Origin of the sequence: Bradyrhizobium sp. 2TAF36 (assembly GCF_052114925.1) — a bacterium.
Taxonomy (GTDB): domain Bacteria; phylum Pseudomonadota; class Alphaproteobacteria; order Rhizobiales; family Xanthobacteraceae; genus Bradyrhizobium; species Bradyrhizobium barranii.
The window spans coordinates 56,088-80,352 of record NZ_JBFRFR010000040.1; the positions used below are offsets into that span (position 1 = coordinate 56,088).

Annotated in this window: 25 protein-coding genes and 1 tRNA gene; 15 read left to right on the forward strand and 11 right to left on the reverse strand. The window is 65.0% G+C overall.

Features of this window, described 5'->3' with window-relative positions; all coding sequences use genetic code 11:
* Positions 1-71 precede the first annotated feature (71 nt).
* Positions 72-293: a hypothetical protein gene (locus AB4Z51_RS23240; RefSeq protein ID WP_071909815.1), complete on the reverse strand. Its 222-nt coding sequence runs from the start codon at positions 291-293 to the stop codon at positions 72-74.
* Here AB4Z51_RS23240 and AB4Z51_RS23245 point away from each other — a divergent pair.
* Together AB4Z51_RS23245 and AB4Z51_RS23250 are read left to right on the forward strand one after the other, a co-directional pair.
* Positions 292-1,032: a dienelactone hydrolase family protein gene (locus AB4Z51_RS23245; RefSeq protein WP_441498058.1), complete on the forward strand. Its 741-nt coding sequence runs from the start codon at positions 292-294 to the stop codon at positions 1,030-1,032. The genes AB4Z51_RS23240 and AB4Z51_RS23245 overlap by 2 nt on opposite strands.
* A gap of 346 nt (positions 1,033-1,378) precedes the next feature.
* Positions 1,379-2,260, forward strand: coding sequence for a L,D-transpeptidase (locus tag AB4Z51_RS23250; RefSeq protein ID WP_441498059.1), 882 nt, complete (start codon positions 1,379-1,381; stop codon positions 2,258-2,260).
* Positions 2,261-2,412: 152 nt separating this feature from the next.
* On the opposite strand, the gene AB4Z51_RS23255 is transcribed toward AB4Z51_RS23250, so the two are convergent.
* Positions 2,413-3,204 carry a tetratricopeptide repeat protein gene (locus AB4Z51_RS23255; RefSeq protein WP_441498060.1) on the reverse strand — a complete coding sequence of 264 codons (792 nt, stop codon included), beginning with the start codon at positions 3,202-3,204 and terminating at the stop codon, positions 2,413-2,415.
* 198 nt (positions 3,205-3,402) lie between these two features.
* On the opposite strand from AB4Z51_RS23255, the gene AB4Z51_RS23260 reads away from it, so the two are divergent.
* The 9 genes from AB4Z51_RS23260 (at position 3,403) to AB4Z51_RS23300 (ending at position 11,125) form a co-directional block, all read left to right on the forward strand.
* On the forward strand, positions 3,403-4,569 hold the full coding sequence (locus AB4Z51_RS23260; protein ID WP_441498061.1) for a cytochrome P450: 1,167 nt from the start codon (positions 3,403-3,405) through the stop codon (positions 4,567-4,569).
* Between the two features lie 81 nt (positions 4,570-4,650).
* Complete coding sequence (locus AB4Z51_RS23265; protein WP_441498062.1) at positions 4,651-5,109, forward strand: hypothetical protein; 459 nt, start codon at positions 4,651-4,653, stop codon at positions 5,107-5,109.
* 375 nt (positions 5,110-5,484) lie between these two features.
* The gene (locus AB4Z51_RS23270; RefSeq protein WP_441498063.1) at positions 5,485-6,435 is read left to right on the forward strand and encodes a sulfonate ABC transporter substrate-binding protein; all 951 of its coding nucleotides are present in this window, start codon (positions 5,485-5,487) and stop codon (positions 6,433-6,435) included.
* A 38-nt stretch (positions 6,436-6,473) separates the two neighbouring features.
* Positions 6,474-7,436 carry a sulfonate ABC transporter substrate-binding protein gene (locus AB4Z51_RS23275; RefSeq protein ID WP_441498064.1) on the forward strand — a complete coding sequence of 321 codons (963 nt, stop codon included), beginning with the start codon at positions 6,474-6,476 and terminating at the stop codon, positions 7,434-7,436.
* A gap of 8 nt (positions 7,437-7,444) precedes the next feature.
* On the forward strand, positions 7,445-8,611 hold the full coding sequence (gene ssuD, locus AB4Z51_RS23280; protein ID WP_441498065.1) for an FMNH2-dependent alkanesulfonate monooxygenase: 1,167 nt from the start codon (positions 7,445-7,447) through the stop codon (positions 8,609-8,611).
* Positions 8,608-9,414 carry an ABC transporter permease subunit gene (locus AB4Z51_RS23285; protein ID WP_441498066.1) on the forward strand — a complete coding sequence of 269 codons (807 nt, stop codon included), beginning with the start codon at positions 8,608-8,610 and terminating at the stop codon, positions 9,412-9,414. Before ssuD ends, AB4Z51_RS23285 begins: the two co-directional genes overlap by 4 nt.
* Before the next feature lie 7 nt (positions 9,415-9,421).
* On the forward strand, positions 9,422-10,258 hold the full coding sequence (locus AB4Z51_RS23290) for an ATP-binding cassette domain-containing protein (protein ID WP_247302501.1): 837 nt from the start codon (positions 9,422-9,424) through the stop codon (positions 10,256-10,258).
* Positions 10,259-10,290: 32 nt separating this feature from the next.
* Complete coding sequence (locus AB4Z51_RS23295; protein WP_063981198.1) at positions 10,291-10,872, forward strand: flavin reductase family protein; 582 nt, start codon at positions 10,291-10,293, stop codon at positions 10,870-10,872.
* Positions 10,873-10,969: 97 nt separating this feature from the next.
* Positions 10,970-11,125 carry a hypothetical protein gene (locus tag AB4Z51_RS23300; protein ID WP_028160973.1) on the forward strand — a complete coding sequence of 52 codons (156 nt, stop codon included), beginning with the start codon at positions 10,970-10,972 and terminating at the stop codon, positions 11,123-11,125.
* A 169-nt stretch (positions 11,126-11,294) separates the two neighbouring features.
* Here the strand turns inward: AB4Z51_RS23300 and AB4Z51_RS23305 are convergent, their stop codons facing one another.
* The 9 genes from AB4Z51_RS23305 to AB4Z51_RS23345 form a co-directional block, all read right to left on the reverse strand.
* Positions 11,295-12,443 carry a M20 family metallopeptidase gene (locus tag AB4Z51_RS23305; RefSeq protein WP_441498067.1) on the reverse strand — a complete coding sequence of 383 codons (1,149 nt, stop codon included), beginning with the start codon at positions 12,441-12,443 and terminating at the stop codon, positions 11,295-11,297.
* Positions 12,444-12,824: 381 nt separating this feature from the next.
* Positions 12,825-14,210 carry a sigma-54-dependent transcriptional regulator FlbD gene (flbD, locus tag AB4Z51_RS23310; RefSeq protein WP_441498068.1) on the reverse strand — a complete coding sequence of 462 codons (1,386 nt, stop codon included), beginning with the start codon at positions 14,208-14,210 and terminating at the stop codon, positions 12,825-12,827.
* Between the two features lie 51 nt (positions 14,211-14,261).
* Complete coding sequence (fliN, locus tag AB4Z51_RS23315; protein ID WP_018318401.1) at positions 14,262-14,612, reverse strand: flagellar motor switch protein FliN; 351 nt, start codon at positions 14,610-14,612, stop codon at positions 14,262-14,264.
* Between the two features lie 3 nt (positions 14,613-14,615).
* Entirely contained in the window at positions 14,616-15,239 is a 624-nt protein-coding gene (locus tag AB4Z51_RS23320) for a FliH/SctL family protein (RefSeq protein WP_063981200.1), read from the reverse strand.
* Complete coding sequence (fliG, locus tag AB4Z51_RS23325) at positions 15,239-16,330, reverse strand: flagellar motor switch protein FliG (protein ID WP_028153248.1); 1,092 nt, start codon at positions 16,328-16,330, stop codon at positions 15,239-15,241. The genes AB4Z51_RS23320 and fliG overlap by 1 nt, the downstream gene beginning before the upstream one ends.
* A 17-nt stretch (positions 16,331-16,347) precedes the next feature.
* Complete coding sequence (gene fliF, locus AB4Z51_RS23330) at positions 16,348-17,958, reverse strand: flagellar basal-body MS-ring/collar protein FliF (RefSeq protein ID WP_028153249.1); 1,611 nt, start codon at positions 17,956-17,958, stop codon at positions 16,348-16,350.
* A gap of 188 nt (positions 17,959-18,146) precedes the next feature.
* The gene (gene sciP / locus AB4Z51_RS23335; protein ID WP_002714638.1) at positions 18,147-18,422 is read right to left on the reverse strand and encodes a CtrA inhibitor SciP; all 276 of its coding nucleotides are present in this window, start codon (positions 18,420-18,422) and stop codon (positions 18,147-18,149) included.
* 368 nt (positions 18,423-18,790) lie between these two features.
* Positions 18,791-19,498 carry a flagellar hook assembly protein FlgD gene (locus AB4Z51_RS23340; protein WP_085399144.1) on the reverse strand — a complete coding sequence of 236 codons (708 nt, stop codon included), beginning with the start codon at positions 19,496-19,498 and terminating at the stop codon, positions 18,791-18,793.
* Between the two features lie 13 nt (positions 19,499-19,511).
* The gene (locus AB4Z51_RS23345; RefSeq protein WP_441498069.1) at positions 19,512-21,077 is read right to left on the reverse strand and encodes a flagellar hook-length control protein FliK; all 1,566 of its coding nucleotides are present in this window, start codon (positions 21,075-21,077) and stop codon (positions 19,512-19,514) included.
* 357 nt (positions 21,078-21,434) lie between these two features.
* Here AB4Z51_RS23345 and mnmA point away from each other — a divergent pair, with 357 nt between their 5' ends.
* From mnmA to AB4Z51_RS23365, 4 genes are all read left to right on the forward strand, one after another.
* Positions 21,435-22,616 carry a tRNA 2-thiouridine(34) synthase MnmA gene (mnmA, locus tag AB4Z51_RS23350; protein WP_063981204.1) on the forward strand — a complete coding sequence of 394 codons (1,182 nt, stop codon included), beginning with the start codon at positions 21,435-21,437 and terminating at the stop codon, positions 22,614-22,616.
* 21 nt (positions 22,617-22,637) lie between these two features.
* Positions 22,638-23,276: a class I SAM-dependent methyltransferase gene (locus tag AB4Z51_RS23355; protein WP_063981205.1), complete on the forward strand. Its 639-nt coding sequence runs from the start codon at positions 22,638-22,640 to the stop codon at positions 23,274-23,276.
* 154 nt (positions 23,277-23,430) lie between these two features.
* A complete protein-coding gene (locus tag AB4Z51_RS23360; RefSeq protein ID WP_441498070.1) occupies positions 23,431-23,793 on the forward strand; it encodes a hypothetical protein in 363 nt (120 codons plus the stop codon).
* A 262-nt stretch (positions 23,794-24,055) separates the two neighbouring features.
* Positions 24,056-24,132: transfer RNA gene (locus tag AB4Z51_RS23365), tRNA-Met, on the forward strand.
* The last annotated feature ends 133 nt before the right edge of the window (positions 24,133-24,265 follow it).

The window sequence follows — 24,265 nt, forward strand, 5'->3', positions numbered from 1 at the left end:
CCGACGCGCAGCCGGCCCTCCGGGGTCGTCGCCTTTTGACCCAAGGCCGACATCCGCGGCGCGAATCCTCTTCAAGGATACTTACGCTTTCCCAAGTCGGATATGGTGTTGACCAGAATCAAGGGGGCAAAGGTGCAATTTCCAATGAGGCAAATCATACTCTCAATAGTCGCTGTTTTGTCGTTCTCATCTGCGCGTGCTGAGATGGTCAAGATACCTTGGAATACTTCAGCGCAGTCCTTGCCTTGGATTCCCGGCAACGAATACATCGACGGCAGGTCGAAAAACTTCATGGACGGCACCGTCGAGGAAAAGGGTAAGGTAAAGGCCGAGGGCGAACTGTCGGCGGACATTATGCGGCCGCTGGGCGCCAAGGGACCAATCCCCTTCGTGATCATGCTACACGGCTGCGACGGGTTCGGCCGGGTCGAGAGGAAATGGGGGCGTGACTACGGCGGCAGATTGGTCGGAGCAGGCTATGGTGTTCTCCTGCTCGACAGCTTCGGCAGCCGGGGATTGGGACCCGACGGCGTCTGCTCGGATCCCAGCCAGTTGACTTGGGCGCGGCGCCGGGCTGACGATGCGTATGCGGCGCTGGACTGGCTCATCGGACAGAAGATCGCCGATCCCAAGCGGGTCTACGTCCTTGGCCGCAGCAACGGTGCGACCACGACCTTGATCATCATGAACCGGGCGATCGGCGACCTGCACGAGCACATGTTCGCGGGCGGCTTCGCGATGCAGCCGTCCTGTTATTTGATGAAGAACGTCGAGTTCTACGCCCCGGTCCATCTCTTCCTAGCAGAGAAGGACGAGGCGACCAGTCCCATCCTCTGCGGCCAGATGGCCGAGAGCAAGCGGTCGATTCCCGTGAAGACGGTGCTGTGGAAGGGGGCGAACCACAGCTTCGAAGATCACGAGCCAATCCACGTTTTCCATGGCTACCATGTCGGATACAATGCCGCGGCTGCGGAAGGCACCATCAAGGCAATCATTAGTGCGTTGAACGAGGCCAAGAAAGCGGAAAACTGACCGCGCGGAGTCGCACAGCCTGTAGGTCTGCGACGACGGCCGAATGGCGGCGGATAGATGCGGGAGGTCCGCCTGAACGACTTCCGCTCGTGGCCCGAAGCCGCCGTCAATGAAGGAGCGGAGCGCGTTCGCTCCGCCCGGCGATTCAGACCCCGACTCGTTCCGCGATGAGAAGCGCGTCGTCCGCATCGCAACCTCAATATCAAGCGGTACGCCCAATTTTCACGTCGCCGAACAAGAGTTGGGCGTTAACCATCGCCAACTGTTCCAGTCTGAGCGACATCGCTTCGAAGTTTCTTAAATTTTGCCGGGTACCTCTTCCAGGCATGGTGACCTGGGGAAAGACATGAGTAATCGGGCCAAACGTAAGAAGGCAGAGGCCCTCGCAATACCCATGGCCGCGAGAGTCGCAATTGGCGCCGTGGCCGTCGCCGTCGTGGGGTATAGCTTGCTGTCTAGCCCGGCGGACGTGCAACCGATGCGAAAACCGTCCGCACAACAGGCCCAGGCGTCGTCAACTCCGGTTTACGTGTCGACTCCAGTTCGTGCATCAGCGCCAGCTCCGGCTGCGATTCCGGTCCCGGCTCCGATCCCGGCCCCGGCGCCTCTGGTCGAACCACCCAAAGCCGACGCTGGCGTTCCCGGCGCACTTGTCCGGCAGGTGGTTGACTACGCCAGCCGTCAGGCGCCGGGCACCGTGATCATCGATACCGGAAACACATTCCTCTATTTCGTTCTGAACGACAGGCAGGCGATGCGCTACGGCATCGGTGTTGGCCGCGAAGGTTTCACATGGTCCGGTGAGCAGACTGTGGCCCGCAAAGCAGAATGGCCGGATTGGCATCCGCCTGTGGAGATGGTCTCGCGTCAGCCTTATCTGCCGCGGTTCATGGCGGGCGGTCCCGGCAATCCGCTCGGCGCCCGGGCGATGTATCTCGGCGAGACCGAGTATCGCATTCACGGCACCAACAATCCCGATACGATCGGGAAGCGGGTTTCGTCCGGCTGTATCCGGCTGACCAATGACGACGTCGCGGACCTTTACGAGCGGGTGAAAATCGGAGCGAAAGTGATCGTGCTTCCGGCAACCGCAGCCCGCAGACCATCCCAGGGAGCGCCGGCCGACGCCGCTTTCCGATTACCGGACCCGGCATCGCCGTCGAAGCGGCCCCTGGCGGCTAACGCGCAGATGTTGTCATCCGGACCGAAGATCGCCGAAGCCCGGTAGCTCGGTCCTCCGTCCTCGGTATGCAACTGACCCGCGGCCTGAACTAGACGGGGTACCCTAAGTCCGCGATCTCGGCTTCCGGGCAAAATGGACACGCGGCCCCCGAAGCGGAGATAGATCGAGCCGGCAAGCGCATGGCGCAGGGGAGGCGATTACGGATCGCGCGTCAACCTGCGCAGGGCTTCTGCGCTTTTGGTCATGCGCGGATTGCTATCGAGCGCTTGTCGAAAGTCACTTATGGCCTCGCTTCGGCGGCCCAACGCTTCGAAGATGTGACCGCGTACCTCCATTGCGATGGGATTGTTAGGCCCAAACTCAAAGGCTTTTTGAACGCTCGACAGCGCTTCGTCGAATTGCCCCAGCTTGAGGAAAGCCCAAGCTCGAGTTTGACACGCGATAGCACCTCCCGACGGACTTGCCAGTTTCAACACTGACTCATAATCCGCGGTCGCGCGGGCGTGATCGCCAATCCGCTCATAGGCATCGGCACGAGCCCGCAAATGCCGGAAATCGCCAGGATTGATCTGCTCCAGTCGAGTATAGTCGGCAATCGCGCGGTCATATTGAGCGAGTTCTTCATAGAGCCCGCCGCGAACCATATATCTGATGGGTTCGGTCGGGTCGTTTTCAATTGACGTGGAGTAGTCTGCGAGAGCTCGGTCGTAGTCTCCCTTGTGATAATACATCGTTCCACGCGACATATAGACATTGGTCGCCCGTGGGCTGCCTTCGATGACCGTGGTGTAATCCGCAATCGCCCGGTCATGGTCATCAGCCAGAAGGTGGGCGTCAGCACGACCGACGTAGCCGACCAGATTGGTTGGGTCCAGCTTGATGACTTTTGCAAAGGCTTGAATTGCTCCGCTGGCGTTGCCATTGCGCAGGTGGGCGGCCCCCCGCACGGCAAACGCTTTTGCAATGATGCGCCTTACAAGTCTCAGCATTGTTTTCCCCCGACGGCGGTGATGTTAGCCGACGCAATTGTGTCTGTACCAGATCACAACCGCCGTTTTTCACAGCTCAAGCTGGTTGTCTTGTGAAGAGATGCCCCAATGCCGTCCGTCCCTATCGCTAGGGACAGACGCCGGCGGCGGAGTTCGCTAGTCTGTCCTGAAGCACACGAGAATCCAGGGGAGACCGCCTTGAGCACCGCGCCGCGCATCGACATCGACCCTGCTTCGTTCTGGGCCGATCCCTATCCGATGCTCGCGAAGATGCGGAAGGAAGCGCCGATCGCCTTCGTGCCGCAGCTCGGCTCGACGCTGCTTGCGAGCCGCGACGACATCTCGATCTCCGAGAAGCAGATCGACGTGTTCTCCTCGCATCAGCCCGCCGGCCTGATGAACCGGCTGATGGGCCACAACATGATGCGCAAGGACGGCGAGGCGCATCAGGTCGAGCGCCGCGCGATGTTTCCGACGGTGTCGCCGAGGACGGTGAAGGCGCACTGGACCGCGCTGTTCCAGGCCCATGCCGACCGCATCATCGGTGCAATCGCGCCGGGGCGGATCGATTTCATGCGCGACTTCGCGCTGCCGTTTTCCGGCGAATGCCTGAAGTCGATCACCGGCCTCACGAACATCGGCTTCCAGGACATGGATTCGTGGTCGCAAGGCATGATCGAGGGGATCGCGAACTACACCGGCGACCCCGCGGTCGAGGCGCGCTGTCATGCGGCGACGTCGGGCATCGATGCTGCGATCGACGACATTCTGCCCGTGATGCACAAGCATCCCGATCAAAGTATCCTCGGCGTACTCCTCGCTGCGGGCATGCCGATGGAGAGCGTGCGCGCAAATGTAAAACTCGCGATCTCAGGCGGCCAGAACGAGCCGCGCAAGGCGATCGCCGGCACGGTGTGGGCGCTGCTGAGCCATCCCGAGCAACTCAATCTCGTGCGCAAGGGTGAGGTGACCTGGCTCGAGGCGTTCGAGGAATATGCCCGCTGGATTTCGCCGATCGGCATGTCGCCGCGGCGCATCGCAAAACCGTGGAGCATCCGTGACGTCTCGTTCGAGCTGGATGAGCGCGTGTTCCTGATGTTCGGCTCCGCCAATCGCGACGAGAAGCATTTTGAGCGCGCCGACCAGTTCGACGCGCGGCGTGACACCTCCAAGAGCGTCGCCTTCGGCGCCGGCCCGCATTTCTGCGCCGGCGCCTGGGCCTCGCGTGCCATGATTGCCGACGTCGCGCTGCCGACGGTGTTCGCGAGGGCGAGCCRTCTCGAACTTGCCGACGATGAGCCAGTGCGGATCGGCGGCTGGGCGTTCCGCGGCCTGCTGAACCTGCCGGTGAGGTGGGCGCACTGACCAGACGACGGTCGCCGTGACGGCGAACTCGTGTCGTCGGACGATTGAACCGCATCGTTCCCCGGCGACACACATGACGTCATGTCCATTGGCGTCATGTCCATCCAGTTCTGGCCCAAGCCGTGGCTTGAATCGTCTCTGGCTGCCGCGTCGGCGCTGATCGCGTTGCTGGTCGTCGTACCGGCGCGCGCCGCCGGACCGTCCTCCATTTCCGGCTGCTGGACGCAGACCTCGCTTGTGCCTTACGCCCAAACGCCGCCCGGCAAGGAGTGGGGTTCGCGGACCTGGTGTTTCAAGCCAGATGGGACGATGACCAGTGTCCACATCGCATGCGGCCGCGGCGGTTGCGACGGTTGGGATCGGGACGGACGTTACCGCTGGCGACGGCCGATCGTGTGGATCTCCGACGTCGATACGTCAGACGACGGCAAGCATCAGACAAAGGTGTGGCGTCGATGTCGCGTCAGTTTCCGCGCCAGCGATCGCATGGTGCTCGAGAACTGCTATTTCTCGTCCGATCCCTGGGTGCGCGAGCACTGACCGCGCCTTGTCGGAGGCCCCGATCCACACACTGCCATGATGCCATCATGCGCCTGTTTTGCCCGACGAGTCAAACGAACTTCGGATAATGCGTAAGCAACTGTTTTCGCACGCCCCAGCTACTGTGCATGGGGTTGTTTTCGCGGTTTTTGGTCCGGCCGCCAGTCATGAGATCGAACGCGCGCGGCCTTCACATCCGCGTGCAGAAAAATTCCATCTTCATTCGCTCCGCCGATTGAAAGATTAATCATGCGCTCCGCCACACGCGTAGTGCTCGCATCGCTATTTTCCCGCGCGTCTCGACACCTTTCCCTCCCCGCACCATCATTCCCCAGACCTGAATGAATGACGGCCGCGTGTGGCCGGGAGTCTGGAATGCAGCGTCGTGACTTTCTCAAGCTCTCCGTTGGAACTGCGGCCGCCGCTGCATTTGCCTCCCGCGCGAACGCGCAGGGCGCGGTGAAGGAAATTAGTGTCGGCTACCAGAAGACAGGCGTGCTGGTTATCACGCGCCAGCAGGCTTCCTTGGAAAAGCATTTCAATCCGCAGGGCATCGACGTGAAATGGGTCGAGTTCTCCTCGGGCCCGCCGATGATGGAGGCGATGAACGTCGGCAGCGTCGATTTCGGCGCGGTCGGCGATTCCCCGCCGGTGTTCGCCCAGGCCGCGGGTGCCGCGATCGTCTATGCCGCCGGCCAGCCCATCACCAACGGCCAGGGCATCCTGGTGCCGAAGGATTCACCGATCCGCTCGATCGCCGACTTGAAGGGAAAGCGTATCGGTTTCACCAAGGGGTCCAGCGCCCACAATGTCGTGGTGCAGACGCTGGAGAAGGCCGGGCTCACCTATGCCGACATCACGCCGGTCTATCTGACGCCGCCCGATGCCGGTCCCGCCTTCGCCAATGGCAGCATCGAGGCCTGGGCGATCTGGGATCCGTATTTCGCGATCGGCGAGACCAAGCAGAGCGGCCGCATCCTGATCAATTCGCGCGAAGTCACCAAGACCAATTCCTTCTACATCGCCAACCGCGAGTTCGCGAAGAACCACGGGCCCATCCTGCAACAGATCGTCGACGTGACGACCGCGACCGGCAAATGGGCCGAGCAGCACCGTGACGAGGTCGCCAGATCGCTGGCCGCGGTCACCGGCGTCCCGCTGGACATCCAGACCGTCGCCGCCAACCGCTCGAACTTCGTGATCGGTCCCGTCACCGACGACATCGTCGCGACCCAGCAGGGTGTCGCCGACCGCTTCTACAAGCTCGGCCTGATCCCGAAGCCGGTCGTCATTCGCGACATCGTCTGGCGCAGCGCGGCGACCTGATCGTGCCGACCAATCTCCCCATATCAAAAGGTCTGAACATGAGGCGCATCGTTCAACGTCTGATCGCGGCCATCGTGCTGTCGGTCGGCATCGTCGCCGCGGCGGTCGGCACGTCCTACGGCCAGGACAAACAAGACAAGGTGGTCCGCATCGGCTACCAGAAGTACGGCAAGCTGGTGCTGCTCAAGAGCAAGGGCACGCTGGAGCCGAAGCTCGCCGCCGACGGCTACAAGGTGGTGTGGACCGAATTCCCGTCCGGCCCGCCGCTGCTCGAAGCGCTCAATGTCGGCGCGATCGATTTCGGCAACACCGGCGAGGCCCCGCCGATCTTCGCGCAGGCCGCGGGCGCGCCGATCCAGTACGTCGCCTACGAGCCGCCGGCGCCGAAGGGCGAGGCGATCCTGGTGCCGAAGGACAGCCCGCTGAAATCGGTCGCCGATCTCAAGGGCAAGAAGGTCGCGCTCAACAAGGGCTCCAACGTCCACTATCTCCTGGTCAAGGCGCTGGAGAACGCGGGCGTCAAATATTCCGAGATCGAGCCGGTGTTCCTGGCGCCGGCCGATGCGCGCGCCGCCTTCGAGCGCGGCGCGGTCGATGCCTGGGTGATCTGGGATCCGTTCCAGGCCGCGGCGGAAGCCGCCACCGGCGCGCGCACGCTCGCCGACGGCACCGGCATCGTCGCCAACTACCAGTTCTATTTCGCCTCGAAGAAATTCCTCGAAGCCAACCCGAAGATCGTCGACGCCGTGCTCGCCGAGCTCGGCTCCGTCGACGATTGGGCCAAGGGCGACATCCACGCGGTTGCCGAGCAGCTCGCGCCGGCGATCGGCCTGTCCGTCCCGGTGGTCGAGGTAGCGCTGAAGCGGCAGGCCTACGGCATCAAGCCGATCACGGATGCCGTCATCGCCGATCAGCAGCAGGTTGCGGATGCGTTCTTCGCGCTCAACCTGATCCCCAAATCCATCAAGATTTCCGACGTGGCCCGGAAGCCAGGATCGTGAGCAAGCACATGAGTAAGCAGTCCAACGCCAACATCCTCTGGTTCCTGCCGACCCACGGCGATGGCCGTTATCTCGGTACGGGAATCGGCGGCCGCGAGGTCAACTTCAACTATCTGCGCCAGATCGCGCAGGCCGCCGACCAGCTCGGCTATTACGGCGTGCTGCTGCCGACCGGGCGGTCTTGCGAGGATTCCTGGATCGTCGCTTCCTCGGTCGCGCCGTTCACCGAGCGGCTACGCTATCTCGTGGCTGTCCGTCCCGGCCTGCAATCGCCGAGCGTGGCGGCGCGCATGACCGCGACGCTCGACCGCGTCACCAATGGTCGGCTTCTCGTCAACGTCGTCACCGGCGGCGATCCCGTCGAGAACAAGGGCGACGGTATCTTCCTCGGCCATGACGAGCGCTACGAGGTCACCCGCGAGTTCCTCAGCGTCTATAGCGACCTGCTCGCCGGCCGGACCGTCAATGTCGAGGGCAAGCATATCCATGTCGAGGGTGGCAAGCTGCTGTTTCCGCCGGTGCAGTCGCCACGGCCGCCGCTCTATTTCGGCGGTTCGTCCGATGCCGGCATCGACGTCGCCGTCGACGCGGTCGACAAATATCTCACCTGGGGTGAGCCGCCGGCTCTGGTTGCCGAGAAGATCGCGAAGGTGAGGGAGGTCGCAGCTGCGCGCGGCCGCAAGCTCTCCTTCGGCATTCGTCTTCATGTGATCGTCCGCGAGACCAATGACGAGGCCTGGAGCGCCGCGAACGAGCTGATCAAGCATGTCAGCGACGACACCATCGCGTTGGCGCAGAAGAACTTTGCCCGCATGGACTCCGTCGGTCAGCAGCGCATGGCGCAGCTCCATGGCGGCAAGCGCGACAAGCTCGAGATCGCCCCGAACCTGTGGGCCGGTGTCGGTCTCGTGCGCGGTGGCGCCGGCACGGCGCTGGTCGGCGACGCCCAGACGGTGGCTGCCCGCATCAGGGAGTATCAGGACATCGGCATCGATACCTTCATCATGTCGGGCTACCCGCATCTGGAGGAGGCGTATCGCTTTGCCGAGCTGGTATTCCCGCTGCTCTCGCTGGAGCAGCCCTCCAACGTGACCAAGCTGCACTTCAACGGCGGTCCCTTTGGCGAGACCGTCGGCAGCGATTACCGTCCGCAGCAGCGAGTGTCCGAGTCATGAGCCTGATCGACAGCGTTTCACTTCCGCGCAGCTTCCGCCTGCCGCGGGTTGACGGCCTGATCCAGTGGATCGTGCCGCTCGCCATCATCGCGATCTGGCAGGTCGCGAGCGTCACCGGCTTCGTGCCGGTTCGCGTGCTGCCAGCGCCGAGCGACGTCGTGCTCGCGGGCTGGAAGCTGCTGCTCTCCGGCGAGCTCGTCCGCAACATCTGGGTGTCGTTCTGGCGTGCCTCGATCGGCTTCCTGATCGGCGGCGGCATCGGTTTCGCGTTCGGTCTCGCCAACGGCCTGTCGCAGCTCTCGGCCAAGCTCACCGACACCACGTTGCAGATGGTGCGCAACGTGCCGCATCTGGCGCTGATCCCGCTGGTCATTCTGTGGTTCGGCATCGACGAGAGCGCAAAACTGTTCCTGGTGGCGCTCGGCGTGTTCTTCCCGATCTACCTCAACACGCTGCACGGCATCCGCACCGTCGATCCGCAGCTGATCGAGATGGGCCGCATCTACGGCATGACCGACAGTGAGCTGTTCCGCCGCGTGATCTTCCCCGGCGCGTTGCCCTCGATCTTCGTCGGCATCCGCTTTGCGCTCGGCATCATGTGGCTCACCCTGATCGTCGCCGAGACCATCGCGGCGTCTTCAGGCCTCGGCTACATGGCGATGCAGGCGCGCGAGTTCATGCTGATCGACGTCGTCGTGCTCTCGATCCTGATTTACGCTCTGCTTGGCAAGCTCGCCGACAGCGCCTCCCGTGTGCTGGAGCGCCTGACGCTCTCCTGGCACCCCGCCTTCCAGAAACGCTGAGAGTGACATGCAGACAGCTCTTCGTACGGCCCTTCCCGAAACCGAGCTCGCCAGCCGCGCCAATTTCGTACCGCAGGCACGCGTCGTGCGCGAGGAGCGCCCGACGCAGACGACAGGCCTGCCGCTCAGCATCCGTGGCTTGCGCAAATCCTACGGCGACAACGAGGTGCTGCGCGGCATCGACCTGCACATTCCCGCCGGCCAGTTCGTCGCTATCGTCGGCAAGAGCGGTTGCGGCAAGAGCACGCTCTTGCGGCTGATCGCCGGCCTGGAAAAGATCGACGCCGGCAGCATCAGCTTCGGCCAGGATGTCCAGCCCGAGGACATCCGCGTGATGTTCCAGGAGCCACGGCTGCTGCCCTGGGCGCGGGTGCTCTCCAATGTCGAGGTCGGTCTCGGCCGTAATCGCTCATCCAGTGATGCGCATGCGCGCGCCGAGAAGGCGCTGACCGAGGTTGGGCTGACCGACAAGCGTGATCAGTGGCCGTCGGTGCTGTCGGGCGGCCAGAAGCAGCGCGTTGCGCTCGCCCGTGCGCTGGTCTCCCATCCGCGTGTGCTCGCCTTCGACGAGCCGCTCGGCGCGCTGGACGCGCTGACCCGCATCTCGATGCAGCGGCTGCTGGAGCGGGTCTGGCGCGACCAGGGCTTTACCGCGATCCTGGTGACCCACGACGTCGCCGAGGCCGTCGCGCTGGCCGACCGGGTCCTGGTGATCGACGAGGGCCGGATTGCCCACGATGTTACGGTTAACACCGCCCGGCCGCGCGAACGCGGCTCCGCCGAGCTCGCAAGCCTCGAAGGCTCGATCCTGAGCCATCTTTTGTCGGCGGACGATCGTACCTAAATACAGGGGAACCCCGCTTCGGGGACCATGCCATGAATGTAGTGCCTCGCGATCTCATGACTGAAACTGCCGTCTCGTCCGCCGATTTCCGCGGCGCCATGCGCCACCTCACCGGCGGCGTCAGCGTCATCACCGCCGGGCGGGGCAAGGACATCACCGGCATGACGGTGACCTCGGTGACCTCGCTGGCGGTCGATCCGCCGACGCTGCTCGTCAGCATCAACCGCGATGCCTCGTCCTTCCCGCTGATCCGCCGCTACGGCGCCTTCGGCGTCAACATCCTCGCGGCTGACCAGCTGGACGTCGCCGAGCGTTTTGCCGGCAAGGGCGGGCTGAAGGGGGCCGATCGCTTTGCGGGCAGCCAGTGGGTCACCGCGGTCTCGGGCGTTCCGCTGCTGGTCGGTGCATTGTCCGCGGTCGATTGCGAGGTCGAGGAGATCGTCGAGCGGCATTCGCACGGCATCGTCATCGGCCGCGTCAGCAGCGTCAGGAATTCGACCCGCAATGCGGCACTGGCCTATTGGCACGGCCAGTATGTGGCGGTCGACCAGGACGAAGACGCGGCGAGGCTCGCCGAGGTCAGCGTTCCCGCCCGCGGCCTGCGCGGCGTTTGATCGCTGCGCTAGGATGGGCCGCAGGCTGGCCTTTTCCCCGTCATCGCTCTAGAAGCACCCTGAGCCGTCCCGTCCGGGACGGCCATGGAGCGGAACGATGAAGCGCGTCGCGACCTGGGCCTTCTACGCCATCGGCGCGCTCGCGATCGGCTACCTCGCGCTCTACGCCTATGCGATGTTCAGCGGCCAGCCGATCGTGCCGGGCGACCCCATCCACATCTTCCGCAAGCCGGACGCGCCGAGTTATTCGTGACGGCACTCTCGACTCATCATGGCCGGGCTTGACCCCGCCATCCACGTGCAACCACCAATGACGAGTCTCGTAGGGTGGGCAAAGGCGCTCTTGCGCCATGCCCACCATCTATCCGCGACGACCGAATTGGTGGGCACGCTTCGCTTTGCCCACCCCACGGCACCTGTGTTCATCCCTTCAAAATCGCCAGCGCCAGCGCCTGGGCGCGCGGCACGATGCTGTCGAGCTCGAGATATTCCTCCGGCGTGTGCGCGAGCCCGCCGACCGGCCCGAGGCCGCAGATCGTCGGCGTGCCGACTGCGGCGGTGAAGCCGGAATCGGCGCAGCCGCCTGAAAATTCGCCCTGGAGCGTGGTAAGGCCGACCTGCTTTGCGGCGGCTTGATAGCCTTCGAACAGCGCCTTCGACTCCGCGCTCTGCACCACGGGCACGAACTCGCCCTTCACCGTGAGCGTCGCGCTGGTACCCGGGACGTAGGACGTCGCGATGATGGTCTCGATTGCCGCCATGATCCTCGCACGATCCGCCGGATCGACGTAACGCAGGTCGATCTGGCCCTCGGCTGAGGGCGCCGTGGTGTTCACCGACTGTCCGCCCGAGACGAGACCGACATTCAGCGTGATGCCCTTGTCGAGATCGGTCAGCGCGTGGATCTGGACGATCTTGTGCGCGAGCTCGCCGATGGCACTGATGCCCGCGGCGAAATTGGCACCGGAATGCGCGGCTTTGCCGGTGATGGCAAAGTGCATGAAGATGCCGCCCTTGCGGCCGGTGACGATGTTGCCGGTCGGCCGTCCCGGCTCGGAATTGAACACGGCGCGTGAGGCGCGTCCCTCGCGCTCGATCACCGGGCGCGAAGAGGGCGAGCCGATCTCCTCGTCCGAGGTGATCAGCACCTTGATCGGATGCGGGCTGCCGCCGAACTTGTGGAAGGCGGTCGCCACGAAGATGTTCATCACGACGCCGGACTTCATGTCGGCAACGCCGGGTCCATAGGCGCGCTTGTCCTCAATCGTGAACGGACGCCACCCGGCCTCGCCCTTGCCGAAGACGGTGTCGCGATGGCCCATCAACAGCACCGGCTTCTCGTTGCTGCCGGGGTTGGCGACATCGGCATGGATCGCATCGCCGAAGGTGGGGTTGCCCTCGCGCCGGAACGGAATGCCGTGCTCGGCAAAATGCCGCTCGAACCGCGCACCGACCGCATCGACGCCTTCCTTATCATAGGATCCGGAATCGATGTTCACGACATCGCGCAGCAGATCGATCATCGCCTGCCGCTGCGACGCCAGCCAGTCCGTGATTTGAGCTTCCGACATGTGTATCCTCGCGTGGTTCTAGGGCTGTGCTTATAGGGCCTCGCGTAGGCGCGACCTAGTCGCCGGATGCGGTGCGGCCATGTGATAGGTCCCGTAGCCCGGATGGAGCGAAGCGAAATCCGGGAATGCCGATCGCGGAGCTAACCCCGGATTGCGCTTCGCTCCATCCGGGCTACGAGATCTCTTACCGTCATCCTGAGGTGCCCGCGAAGCGGGCCTCGAAGGACGACGGCCCGGCTGTGGCCGTGCATCCTTCGAGGCTCCCCATGGGACGCGTTGCGTCCCATGCCTCGCACCTCAGGATGACGGAGTTAGCGTACGTCGCAAATGAAAATGCCCGGGGCTGGCCCGGGCATCTTCGTTCTCAACCAGCGTGGAGCTTTACGCCCCCACCATCGGCATCCGCGGATATTCGCCCGGCGTTCCCGCCGGCGTGATCGGGATGCCGCCGTCGGAATATTCGTTGAGCTTGTTGCGCAGCGTGCGGATCGAGATGCCGAGGATGTTGGCGGCATGGGTCCGGTTGCCGAGGCAGTGCTTCAGCGTCTCCAGGATCAGGTCGCGCTCGACGTCGGCGACGGTGCGCCCCACCAGCGCCCGCGTCACCTGCTCGGCGGCCATGGTCGCATGCGCCACGGCCGGGGCGGTCTTGGCGAGGTCGAGGCGGTCACCGTCCGGGGTGAGGATGGCGTCGGGGCCGATCTCGTCGCCCTGCGCCATCAGCACCGAGCGGTGCATGGTGTTCTCGAGCTCGCGGACGTTCCCCTGCCAGCGGTTGGTGGAGAGCACGCGGCGCGCGTCCGCCGAGATCGGGCGCACCGGCACGCCGTTGGCTTCGGCATATTTCTTCACGAAATGCTGGGCGAGCTCGAGGATGTCGAGGGGACGCTCGCGCAGCGGCGGGATCTTCAGATTGACGACGTTGAGGCGAAACAGCAGATCCTCGCGGAACGTGCCTTCGCGCACGGCTTCCGCCAGGTTGCGGTTCGAGGTCGCGATGATGCGGATGTCCACCGGCACCGGCTTGGTGCCGCCGACGCGGTCGATCACGCGCTCCTGGATGGCGCGCAGCAGTTTCGATTGCAGGCGGACGTCCATCTCCGAGATTTCGTCGAGCAGCAGCGTGCCGCCGGTCGCTTCCTCGAACTTGCCGATGCGGCGCGCGATCGCGCCGGTGAAGGCGCCCTTCTCGTGGCCGAACAGTTCGGATTCCAGCAGATGCTCGGGGATCGCGGCGCAGTTGATCGAGATGAAGGGACGCTTGGCGCGGGCCGAGCGGGTGTGGACGTAACGGGCCAGCACTTCCTTGCCGGTGCCGGATTCGCCGGTGACCATCACCGAGGCGTCGGAGCCCGCGATCTGCTGGGCGAGCTTGATCACCTTGGCCATCGCCTCGTCGCGATAGACCAGCTCGCGGGAATCGTTGGCGACGGCGGCCAGCACCGCGGCGATCAGCTCCGGATCCGGCGGCAGCGGGATGTATTCCTTGGCGCCGGCGTGGATCGCGGCGACCGCGGCGCGGGCGTCGTTGGTGATGCCGCAGGCGACGATCGGCGCGTGGATGTGCTCGGCCTCGAGCCGCATCACGAGGTCGCGGATGTCGAGGGCGACGTCGACCAGCAGGAGGTCGGCGCCCTTGCCGCCGCGCAGCACGCGCATCGCCTGCTCGTGATCCTCGGCATGGGTCACGGTGGCGCCGTTCTCCATCGCGATCTTGGTGGCGGTGGTGAGCTGGCCCTTCAATGTGCCAATGATGAGAAGCCGCATGTCAGTCTCCTGTCCGTCTGGTCGCGCTGCCGCGCGTCATTCCTTGCGCTACTAGCTGCGTTCGGTCTTGATGATTTCGGTCATGGTCACGCCGAGCTTGTCCTCGACCAGGACGACTTCGCCGCGGGCGACCAGCTTGTTGTTGACGTAGATGTCGATGGCCTCGCCGACGCGGCGGTCGAGCTCGAGCACGGTGCCGGGCCCGAGCTTCAACAGCTCGCTGACGTCCATCTTGGAGCGGCCGAGCACGGCCGAGACCTGCACCGGCACGTCGAACACGGCTTCGAGGTCGGCGGCGGCGCGCGCAGCATATTCGTCCTCGTTGTAGCCGACGTCCGTACCGGTCGGCGGCATCGGGCCGTTGAGATCGGGCAGCGGGACCTGTCCGTCGGTGTCGCTCATGGCTTAGCTCCCCCTGCGGGACGCGATATAGCGTCCGACCATTTCGTCGATCTTGGCCACGATGGCGCCGCGCTCCAGCACGACGCCGCCGTCGGCCCATTCGATCCGGCAGTCGCCGGTGGCGATATCGGGTTCGGCCAGGATCACCAGCCGGCCCTCGAAGCCGCTCTGCTTGGCGAGCCGCTCCATCTTCTCGCGCGCGCTGTCGTAGAGTGCGTCGTTGATGCGCACGACGAGATGCGGCGTCGCGACAAGGTGCGAGAAGCAGTCCTTGACCAGCGCCATGATCTCGCCGAGCGGTTCGGCAGCGACCAGATCGGCGCACAGCTTGCGCGCCACCGCCACCGCCACGTCGACCGCCTCGGTCTCCATCTTGGTCTCGATGTTACCGATGCCGGCGGCGACGCCGCGGACACCGATGTTGATCTCTTCCATGGCGAGCGCGACGCGGCGGTCGCTCTCGGCCTTGGCTTCGCGCTGGCCGGCGGCAAAGCCGTCCTGATAGGCGCGCGCCTCGGCTTCCGCGATCTTCTGGGCGATCTCGGCGGCGGTCGCAGCCTTCTCGCGCGGCGACCGCTCCGGCGCTGCGAAGTCGGTGTCGAACAGGAATTTTGCCGGGGCGCCCATCAGTACACCAGCTCGTCGTCGGCGCGGTTCTTGGTCAGCATGATCTCACCCTTGGCGGCGAGGTCTTTTGCGAGGTTGACCAGCAGCGCCTGGGCCTCGTCGACGTCCCGCAGGCGGACCGGGCCCATCGCCGCCATGTCGTCCTGGAGCATCTTTGCCGCGCGCGAGGACATGTTGCCGAAGAAGAAGTTGCGGACGTCCTCGTTGGCGCTCTTGAGCGCGACGCCGAGCTTGTCCTTGTCGACATTGCGCATCAGGGTCTGGGCCGAGCCGGAATCCAGCTTCACGAGGTCGTCGAAGGTGAACATCAGCGCCTTGATGCGCTCCGCCGATTCGCGGTTGTCCTCTTCCAGCGAGGTGATGAAGCGGGTTTCGGTCTGGCGGTCGAAATTGTTGAAGATTTCCGCCATCACCTCGTGGGCGTCGCGGCGGCGGGTCTGTGACAGGTTGGACATGAATTCGGTGCGCAGCGTCTTTTCCACGCTCTCGATCACCTCCTTCTGCACCGCCTCCATCTTCAGCATGCGGTTGACGACGTCGAGTGCGAGCTCCTCGGGGAAGATGCCGAGCACGCGCGCGGCGTGTTCCGGCTTCAGCTTCGACAGCACGACCGCGATGGTCTGCGGATATTCGTTCTTGAGGTAGTTGGCGAGGACCTCTTCCTGCACGTTGGAAAGCTTTTCCCACATGTTGCGGCCGGCGGGGCCGCGGATCTCGTCCATGATGCCGTTGACGCGCTCCGGTGGCAGGTACTGCTGCAGCAGCCGCTCGGTGGCGTCGAAATTGCCCATCAGCGCGCCGGAAGCCGACATGCGCGAGACGAATTCGAGCAGCATGTCCTCGACCGTGTCGACCTCGACGGTGCCGAGCGTCGACATTTCCAGCGAGAGCTGGCGCACCTCGTCGTCGTCGAGCATCGACCAGATCTTGCCGCCATATTGCTCGCCCAGCGCCAGCATCAGGATCGCGGCGCGCTTGGGTCCCGTCACCGCTTCGGTCTTGCCGCCCGCGCGGCTGCCCTGGCGGGCACCGAGCGTCGAGATCACGCTGGTGATGTCGTTGGAGTTGGCGTTTTGCAGGTTGCCGGCCATGTCAGTTCACTTCTCGATTATTTCGCGGGTTCGGTCAGCCATTGGCGGATGATGGCGACAGTTTCGTTGGGGTTGCGCTCGGCGAGCTCGCCGACGCGATGGACGGACTGGGCATGGACCTGACCCTGAATGGTGGCGACGTCGATCGCGCTCGCGGCGCCGCCCGGCAGCAGCGCCTGCCCGGCAGGCGCGGCCTCCTCCGAAGCGGCGGGGCCGGCGAGGGCGCCGGAGATCGCGGCGGCGACCTCCTCGGAGGCGAGGATGCGCTTGACCAACGGGCGGATCACCAGGAACAGCACGACCAGGCCGAGCAGCATCATCACGCCGAGCTCGACGAAGTACATGACGTCGTCCTTGGTGAACTGGAGCATGCCGAGGAAACCGGAGGGCTCGGCGATCGGGGCGGTGGAGGGGGCGTCGGCAAAGCGCAGGTTGACGACCTCGACCTGGTCGCCGCGCTTCTGGTCGAAGCCGATCGCCGAGCGCACCAGGGTGGCGATGCGGTCGAGCTGTTCCTTGGTGCGGTCCGTGTAGGCGAGCTCGCCCTTGTCGTTCTTGGAATAGATGCCGTCGACCAGCACCGCGACCGAGATGCGGTTGACCCGGCCGGCCTCGGTCACCTCGGTCTTGGTGGTGCGGGAGATCTCGTAATTGTTGGTCTCTTCGGTCTTCTTGCTCTGGTCCTTCGCCGTCGGACCGCTGTTCTGCTGGTTGCCGGGCAGCTCGTTGTTGACGGTGACCTGGCCGTTGTTGTCGGCGGTGAGGCTGCTCTCTTCCCGGGTCTGGCTCGAGCGCAGCACGCGGCCCTCGGGATCGAACTTGTCCGAGGTCTGGGTGATCTTGTTGAAGTCGAAATCGGCGGAGAGCTGGACGCGGGCACGGCCGGAGCCGACCACGGAGGAGACGATGTCCTCGACCTGCTTGCGCATCCGTTTCTCGAAGGCGGTGCGGCGCTCGTCGCCGACCGCCTGCTCCGGATCAGTCGCGGCGCCGTCGGCGAGCAACGAGCCGGCCTCGTCGACGATCGAGACCCGCTGCGGCTTCAGCCCGTTGACGGCGGAGGCGACGAGGTGGCGGATGGCACGGATCTGCTGGGCCTCGAGCGAGCCGCGGACCCGCACCACGATCGAGGCCGACGGCTCCGGCGCCTCGCGCGAGAACAGCGGGCGCTCGGGCAGCACGAGGTGGACGCGGGCGGCCTGGATGCGGTCGATGGCGCGGATGGTGCGGGCGAGCTCGCCTTCGAGCGCGCGGAGATGATTGATGTTCTGGACGAAGGAGGTGGTGCCGAGCGCATCCGACTTGTCGAACACTTCGTAGCCGACGCCGCCGCCCTTGGGCAGGCCGCCCTCGGCGAGCTTCATCCGCAGGCGGGTGACCTTGTCCTTGGGCACCATGATGATGCTGCCTTCATTGCGCAGCTCGAACTGGATGCCCTGTCGCTCCAAATCCTTGATAATGCCCGAAGAATCCTCGACCGAGAGGTCGGTGAACAGCGTCGTCATCTGCGGCGTGGTCACGCGCATGATGACGAACGCGAAGAAGCCGATGAGCGCGGCGGTGACCGCGATCATCGCCCCGAACCGGGCGGCGCCGATACCCTTCAAAAAGTCCGCAAGACCTTGCAAGCAACCGCCCCGAAGCTTCGACCCGCAACCGAGCGGTCGACTGGGCAATTATTGCCTAGGTGATGGTTTCGATATGGTTAACGAAGGTTAAGAGCTGGGACAAAAGTCGCGCCAAAAGGAAACATGAAAAAAATCGGCCTCGCGGGGCGAGGCCGATTTTCGTCGAAAGCTGCAGTTTTCCGGATCGCTTACTGGCGATATTGCTGGATGCGGGTGGTGCGAAGACCCGCCAGACCGTGCTGGTCGATGGAAAACTGCCAGGAGAGGAATTCGTCGACCGTCAGGGTATAACGGCTGCAGGCCTCCTCGAGGGAGAGAAGTCCGCCACGCACAGCGGCGACGACTTCGGCCTTGCGGCGGATGACCCAGCGTTTGGTGCCGGGTGCGGGCAGATCTGCGATCGTCAGCGGACTGCCGTCCGGCCCGATGACGTATTTTACCCTCGGGCGATGGGGTTCTGTCATGGCGTACTCACAAACTCTCAACCACTGAACTCACGCCGTAACCCTACGCGTGCGGGCTTAAAAATCCGCTAAGCCTAAGGCTTCAATACAATTCTCGTTGAAAATGGCTGGAACACAGCCGGCCCGGAGGGCTGGACACCATGATCCGAGCCGGCCGAGCGGGGTCTTCGTAAATACTTTACTAACGAATGGAGCCGGCGAAGCCCCAACTGTCGTCCCTGGGCGCGCGTAGCGCGAGCCCGGGAATAACCCCAGGGAGTAGTTTGACGACGACTCGGGGTTACGGTCTCACGCGAAAACGACGTCCTGTGGTGATGGATCCCCACGTTCGCGGGGATCACATCTCGTGTGTGGCGAGGCGCGCACTTTTAGTTGCTGCTGGTGGCGATGATGCTCTTCACCTGGCTCAGGGTGTAGCTGGCACCGTCGATGGTGAGCAGCGGCGGCGACTGGGTCAGGTCGACGGACGACACCACGCCCTGCACCTGCGCGGCGATGCCGACGTTGTTGTTCGCGACATCCTTACCCGTCGCCGTGATCGTGTACTTGCCGTCCGGCCATTGCGTGCCGTCATTGCCCATTCCGCTCCAGGTGAAGGGAATGTCGGTGCCGGCGGCGGCTGTATATTTGCCGGTGAACACGGTCTGGCCGGTGGAATTGGCAACCGTGATGTCGACGGTCGAGTCGGTCGGCACGTTGAGATGCCAGGTCGCCGACGAGTTCGTCATGGTCGCGGTCGAGCCGTCGACCAGCGCGGTCTTGCCGACGAAGCCCAGCGCCTGAGTCGCCTGCGTGGTCTGTTGCAGGGTGACGAGCTGGGACAGTGAATCGTTGGTCTTGAGCTGCTGCTCGACGCCGGCGAACTGCACCAGCTGCTGAGTGAACTGGTTGGTGTCGAGCGGATCGAGCGGGTTCTGGTTCTGCAGCTGCGTCGTCAGCAGCGTCAGGAAGGTCTGGAAGTTGCCGGCCAGCGTCGCGCCCGTGTTCGAGCTCAGCGAGTTCGACGAGGACGACTTCGGGACGTCGGTGGTCCCGGAGACGGGCGTCGGGGCGGTGGCGGCATTCGTGGTGGTCATGTTCGAATACTCCTCACACTCTGATGTCGACGCCGCTGCTCGATCCGAGCATGCGGCCGTAGCCGCGCCCGACGGGCGCCGCAGCAACGGTGTCGTCTTCGCTGATGATCAGCCGGCGGGCATTGCCGCCATTGTCGTTGTTCTGGCCGGAATTCTGGCCCGATGAATTCTGGTCGCGCAGGCTAAAGGACAGCCCGTTGCTGCCGGTCTTGAGGCCGGCATCGTCGAGCGCGCGCTGCAATTGCGGCGCGTCCTGCCGCAGCATCTGCAGCGTCTCCGGCTTCTCGACGGTGAGATGCGAGGTGACCTGGCCGTTGCGGTCGACATTGATGCGGACGTCGATGCGGCCGAGGTCGATCGGATCGAGGCTGATGTCGAACCGCGTCTTGCCGGCACGCGCGGCCGCGGCAATCTCGATCGGCACGCCGCTGATCGGCACGGCCGTGGAATTTGCCGCGGTCGCGGTGAGCGTCGCGGTCGATGCGGTCGCGGCCGACGTCGTATTGGTCAGAGGCGCCTGGATGGTGGAGGCGGCCTGTGCGCTGGTGTCGGTCGTGGGCACTGCGGCCTGCGTGCCGGCATGCGCGTGCGTGGTTGCCGTCGCCGGCGTCGCGTCGGAGCGGTCGGAGGCGCCGGCCTTCGCGTCGGCCGGGGTCGCCTCGGCCTGCGGCTTGGCGGCTTGCGCATGCGCGGTCGTTGCCGCGGTTTGCGTGGCGTTCGCTTTGCCCGCGTCCTGGCCGATATTGGAGACGTCGCTCTCGCGTTGCGCGGTCGCGACGGCCTTGAACGAAGGCTTCGGCGTGCCCTGGTCGACGGCGGCGACCAGGCCGCCATTCGTCTTGGCATCGGTCGCGGTGCCGTCGGTCGTGCCGGTGGCGGCATCGCCCAGCGTCGTCGTCGTGTCGGCATCGACCTTGATACCCGCGGTCTTGGCGCTCTTGTCGCTCGTCGTGGCGGCGTCGGTCTTGCCGCCTGCGATCTGCGCCGCGGTCGAGGCGCTGGCGGCGATGCCGGCGGCCGCAATCGTCAGCGGCGAGGCGGCGGCATCGCTGGCCTGGCTCGCGGCCGCGTTCGGATCGACCGGCACCACGGGCGGGGCAACCAGGATGGCGTTCGGATCGGGCACGGCGACCGGCGCCGCGTCGGGCTGCACGGCGGCATCGGCGGTGGCGGCAACGGTGCCGTCGGTCTTGTCGCCCTTGGTGCCGTCGGCTTTATCCGCCGATTTGGCGTCGGAGGTCTCGGACTTGTCCTTGGTCGGCTTGGCCGGATCGGCCGTGGCGTCGTTCGCGGTGGGGGCCGATGTGTCGGTGTCGTCGTTCGCCTTGCTCTGCGAGGGCTGGTCGGTCGCGGCGGTATCGCGCGAGCCCTTGTCCGGGGCGGATGACGACGACTCGGTCCGCCGCGGCGCGGTGTCCTGCGATGGCGCGTTGTTGCTGATCGCCTGGGTGTTGCTGTCGACCAGCGAGCCGAAGGAGTCGTTGCTGGACGTGTCCTTGGAGCTCTGCGACCGGGCAGGCTTTTGCTGCGCGCTCTGGACTTGCACGCTGGCTGCTACGTCTGACGCCCGACCGACCACGGAAAACCTCTTGGAAACATCTTCGGCATAGAGGTAGCAAGGAGCGGGCCAGCTTCCTGGAGATCTATTTTATCTAGTAAAATCAATTAATTGGGTGATTTTCGCCGCCGCCGCGAGGAGCGCAAGAGCCCCGCCATTTCTGCCTCCCCGGCAAGAATTGCCCTAAGCGGCCGCCCGCGTGATTGCTTCACCGGAATGCGGCCTATATTAAAGAGCTGCTCTCAGCCGCTTTCGACCGGGCAGTCGTGCCCCCGGGGGAACCAAAGTTCCCGGGGAGCGTCGATGTCCCGCCGGAAGCCGAAGAATGTCCAAGTCATCGCGGATCGCGAACGCCGCCGTCACAACGCTTTAAGGCCCATGCTGAACAGTCTGGATCTCGAAGGCCGTCCTGAGGACACCAGGGTCGTCGTTGCCATGTCGGGCGGCGTCGATTCCTCGACGACGGCTGCGCTGCTCAAGGCCGAAGGCTATGACGTCGTCGGCATCACGCTGCAGCTCTACGATCATGGCGCGGCGACCCACCGCAAGGGCGCCTGCTGCGCCGGCCAGGACATCCACGACGCCCGCGACGTCGCCGCCAAGCTCGGCATTCCCCATTACGTGCTCGACTACGAGGATCGCTTTCGCGAGTCCGTCATCGACAATTTCGCCGACTCTTACGCGCTCGGCGAGACGCCGGTGCCGTGCATCGAGTGCAACCGCTCGGTCAAGTTCCGCGACCTCCTGAAGACCGCGCGCGAGCTTGGCGCGCAGGCGCTCGCCACCGGCCATTACGTCGCCTCGCGCCGCCGCGACGACGGCTCGCGCGCGCTGGTCTGCGCCGCCGACAGCGACCGCGACCAGAGCTACTTCCTGTTCGCGACCACGCAGGAGCAGCTCGACTTCCTGCGCTTCCCGCTCGGCGACATGACCAAGCCCGAGACGCGCGAGCTCGCGCGCCGCTTCGGTCTCGCCGTCGCCGACAAGCACGACAGCCAGGACATCTGCTTCGTGCCGACCGGCCGCTACACCGACATCATCACCCGCCTGCGTCCGAACGCGATGGACCCCGGCGACATCGTCGATCTCGACGGCCGCGTGCTCGGCCGGCACAACGGCATCGCCAATTTCACCGTCGGCCAGCGCCGCGGCCTCGGCATCGCCGCTCACGCACCGCTGTTCGTGGTGCGGCTGGATGCTCCGGGCCGCCGCGTCGTCGTCGGCCCGCGCGATGCGCTGAAGATGCACCGCATCGTGCTGCGCGACGTCAACTGGATCGGCGACGGCGACATCGACCGCGCCATCGGCGCCGGCCTCGAGATGTTCGTGCGCGTCCGCTCGACCCGCAGCCCGCAGCCGGCCTGGCTGCGCGGCGGCAACGGCCATTACGAAGTCGAGCTCGTCGCCGGCGAGGAGGGCGTCTCGCCCGGCCAGGCCTGCGTGTTCTACGACGCGCCTTCGGGCCAGGCGCGCGTGCTCGGCGGCGGCTTCATCCAGAGCGCCGCCGCGAAAGTCGCAACGAGCACTGCGAGGCCGCTGGTGGAAGCGGTACGCGGCTAGAAAATTTCCGGGGCAGGGGGCATGGCAGCAGACATCTCGCGGGCCGGGGTCGAGAAGGCCTATGGCCGCTGGGCGCCGGTCTACGATCTTGTGTTCGGCAAGGTTTTTGACGCCGGACGGCAGTCGACCATCGCGGAGGCCGACCGCATCGGCGGCCGCATCCTCGACGTCGGCGTCGGCACCGGGCTTTCGCTCTCCGATTATTCACGCACCACCAAGATCTGCGGCGTCGACATCTCCGAGCCGATGCTGCGCAAGGCGCAGGCGCGCGTGCGCGCGCTGCGGCTCAGCAATGTCGAGGTGCTCTCGGTGATGGACGCGAAAAACCTCGCCTTCCCCGAAAACTTCTTCGACGCGGTGGTGGCGCAATATGTCATCACCGCCGTGCCCGATCCCGAAGGCACGCTCGACGAGTTCGTGCGCGTGCTCAAGCCCGGCGGCGAGCTGATCCTCGTCAACCACATCGGCGCCGAGAGCGGCCCGCGCAAGCTGTTCGAGCTCGCCTTCGCCCCCATCGCCCGCCGCCTCGGCTGGCGCCCGGAATTCCCGTGGGACCGCCTCGTCAACTGGGCCGCCAGGCACCGCGGCGTCACGCTCGCCGAGCGCCGTCCGATGCCGCCGATGGGGCACTTTTCGCTGATCCGCTACGTCAAATCGTGAGAGCGATTTGCCGGGATCGCGCCGTCGGCCAGCACTGTTGCCGCGCAAGGCGTCTCGAAGGATCGGCCGCGAGGAAACCGCCAGCCAATTTCCCGCGCTTCAATTCGCCGTGCGTCGGCCGGAACCTCCGCATGGCCGGAGACGTTTCCCTCCCATGCGCACGACATCAAACATCATTCTGGCCAGCCTCCTGATCGCCGCCTCAGGCGCCGCGATCGCGCAGGCCCCGCCGCGACCTGCAACGCCGCCGCAAGCGACCGCGCCGCCATCGGCCCAGCACGCCGCCAATTGCATGCCGCAGGACCGCCCGAACCGCGCCACCGCGCCCGACGGCACCACCACCGGCCAATCCCGGGAACCGCTCGGCGACAAACTGGCCAAATCCGACGGCGTGCTCTGCCCGCCCTCCGGCGTTGACCCCGACATGCACGCTCCGGCCCCCTCTACGGACGGTGCCATGCCGGTCATCCCGCCCCCCCGCAGCCCCGGCGGCGACCCGACGGTCAGGCCGAAATAGGGTGATTCTGCCCTCTCCAATCTCGTCATGCCCGGGCTCGTCCCGGGCATCCACGTTCTTGGGCCGGCGGGCGTGGTGGCCGGGACAAACCCAACTATGACGGATTCAGCGATAAATGGGCCAGTATTCACAAGCCGGCTTGCCCCGCCGTAGCCTGGGCGAAGGCGGGAAAAGGCGGTCCACTTTGCTTGACAGCCCGCCGCCCCCTTCCTTATATGCCGCGCGTTCGCGAGATCGGCCTTATTCGGCCCTCGCGCCCTGTGGCGGGGTAGCTCAGCTGGTTAGAGCACGGGAATCATAATCCTGGGGTCGGGGGTTCGAGTCCCTCCCCCGCTACCAAGAAAATAAGTGTCCGACCCGGAGACATGGGTAACAGAACGTACCTAAGACATAGGTGACAACCACGTGCCGTTCGGGTTGTCGAGGGGTTGCAAGGTCATTTCCTCCAGTGGTCGTTTGAACTGACGCGGAA

Excerpts from the sequence above, each read along its gene's own strand:
- AB4Z51_RS23245 (WP_441498058.1), top strand. The coding sequence starts at position 292 with ATGGACGGCACCGTCGAGGAAAAGGGTAAGGTAAAGGCCGAGGGCGAA.
- AB4Z51_RS23240 (WP_071909815.1), bottom strand. The coding sequence starts at position 293 with ATGAAGTTTTTCGACCTGCCGTCGATGTATTCGTTGCCGGGAATCCAA.
- AB4Z51_RS23250 (WP_441498059.1), top strand. The coding sequence starts at position 1,379 with ATGAGTAATCGGGCCAAACGTAAGAAGGCAGAGGCCCTCGCAATACCC.
- AB4Z51_RS23255 (WP_441498060.1), bottom strand. The coding sequence starts at position 3,204 with ATGCTGAGACTTGTAAGGCGCATCATTGCAAAAGCGTTTGCCGTGCGG.
- AB4Z51_RS23265 (WP_441498062.1), top strand. The coding sequence starts at position 4,651 with ATGTCCATTGGCGTCATGTCCATCCAGTTCTGGCCCAAGCCGTGGCTT.
- AB4Z51_RS23270 (WP_441498063.1), top strand. The coding sequence starts at position 5,485 with ATGCAGCGTCGTGACTTTCTCAAGCTCTCCGTTGGAACTGCGGCCGCC.
- AB4Z51_RS23275 (WP_441498064.1), top strand. The coding sequence starts at position 6,474 with ATGAGGCGCATCGTTCAACGTCTGATCGCGGCCATCGTGCTGTCGGTC.
- ssuD (WP_441498065.1), top strand. The coding sequence starts at position 7,445 with ATGAGTAAGCAGTCCAACGCCAACATCCTCTGGTTCCTGCCGACCCAC.
- AB4Z51_RS23285 (WP_441498066.1), top strand. The coding sequence starts at position 8,608 with ATGAGCCTGATCGACAGCGTTTCACTTCCGCGCAGCTTCCGCCTGCCG.
- AB4Z51_RS23290 (WP_247302501.1), top strand. The coding sequence starts at position 9,422 with ATGCAGACAGCTCTTCGTACGGCCCTTCCCGAAACCGAGCTCGCCAGC.
- AB4Z51_RS23295 (WP_063981198.1), top strand. The coding sequence starts at position 10,291 with ATGAATGTAGTGCCTCGCGATCTCATGACTGAAACTGCCGTCTCGTCC.
- AB4Z51_RS23300 (WP_028160973.1), top strand. The coding sequence starts at position 10,970 with ATGAAGCGCGTCGCGACCTGGGCCTTCTACGCCATCGGCGCGCTCGCG.
- AB4Z51_RS23305 (WP_441498067.1), bottom strand. The coding sequence starts at position 12,443 with ATGTCGGAAGCTCAAATCACGGACTGGCTGGCGTCGCAGCGGCAGGCG.
- flbD (WP_441498068.1), bottom strand. The coding sequence starts at position 14,210 with ATGCGGCTTCTCATCATTGGCACATTGAAGGGCCAGCTCACCACCGCC.
- fliN (WP_018318401.1), bottom strand. The coding sequence starts at position 14,612 with ATGAGCGACACCGACGGACAGGTCCCGCTGCCCGATCTCAACGGCCCG.
- AB4Z51_RS23320 (WP_063981200.1), bottom strand. The coding sequence starts at position 15,239 with ATGGGCGCCCCGGCAAAATTCCTGTTCGACACCGACTTCGCAGCGCCG.
- fliG (WP_028153248.1), bottom strand. The coding sequence starts at position 16,330 with ATGGCCGGCAACCTGCAAAACGCCAACTCCAACGACATCACCAGCGTG.
- sciP (WP_002714638.1), bottom strand. The coding sequence starts at position 18,422 with ATGACAGAACCCCATCGCCCGAGGGTAAAATACGTCATCGGGCCGGAC.
- AB4Z51_RS23340 (WP_085399144.1), bottom strand. The coding sequence starts at position 19,498 with ATGACCACCACGAATGCCGCCACCGCCCCGACGCCCGTCTCCGGGACC.
- mnmA (WP_063981204.1), top strand. The coding sequence starts at position 21,435 with ATGCTGAACAGTCTGGATCTCGAAGGCCGTCCTGAGGACACCAGGGTC.
- AB4Z51_RS23355 (WP_063981205.1), top strand. The coding sequence starts at position 22,638 with ATGGCAGCAGACATCTCGCGGGCCGGGGTCGAGAAGGCCTATGGCCGC.
- AB4Z51_RS23360 (WP_441498070.1), top strand. The coding sequence starts at position 23,431 with ATGCGCACGACATCAAACATCATTCTGGCCAGCCTCCTGATCGCCGCC.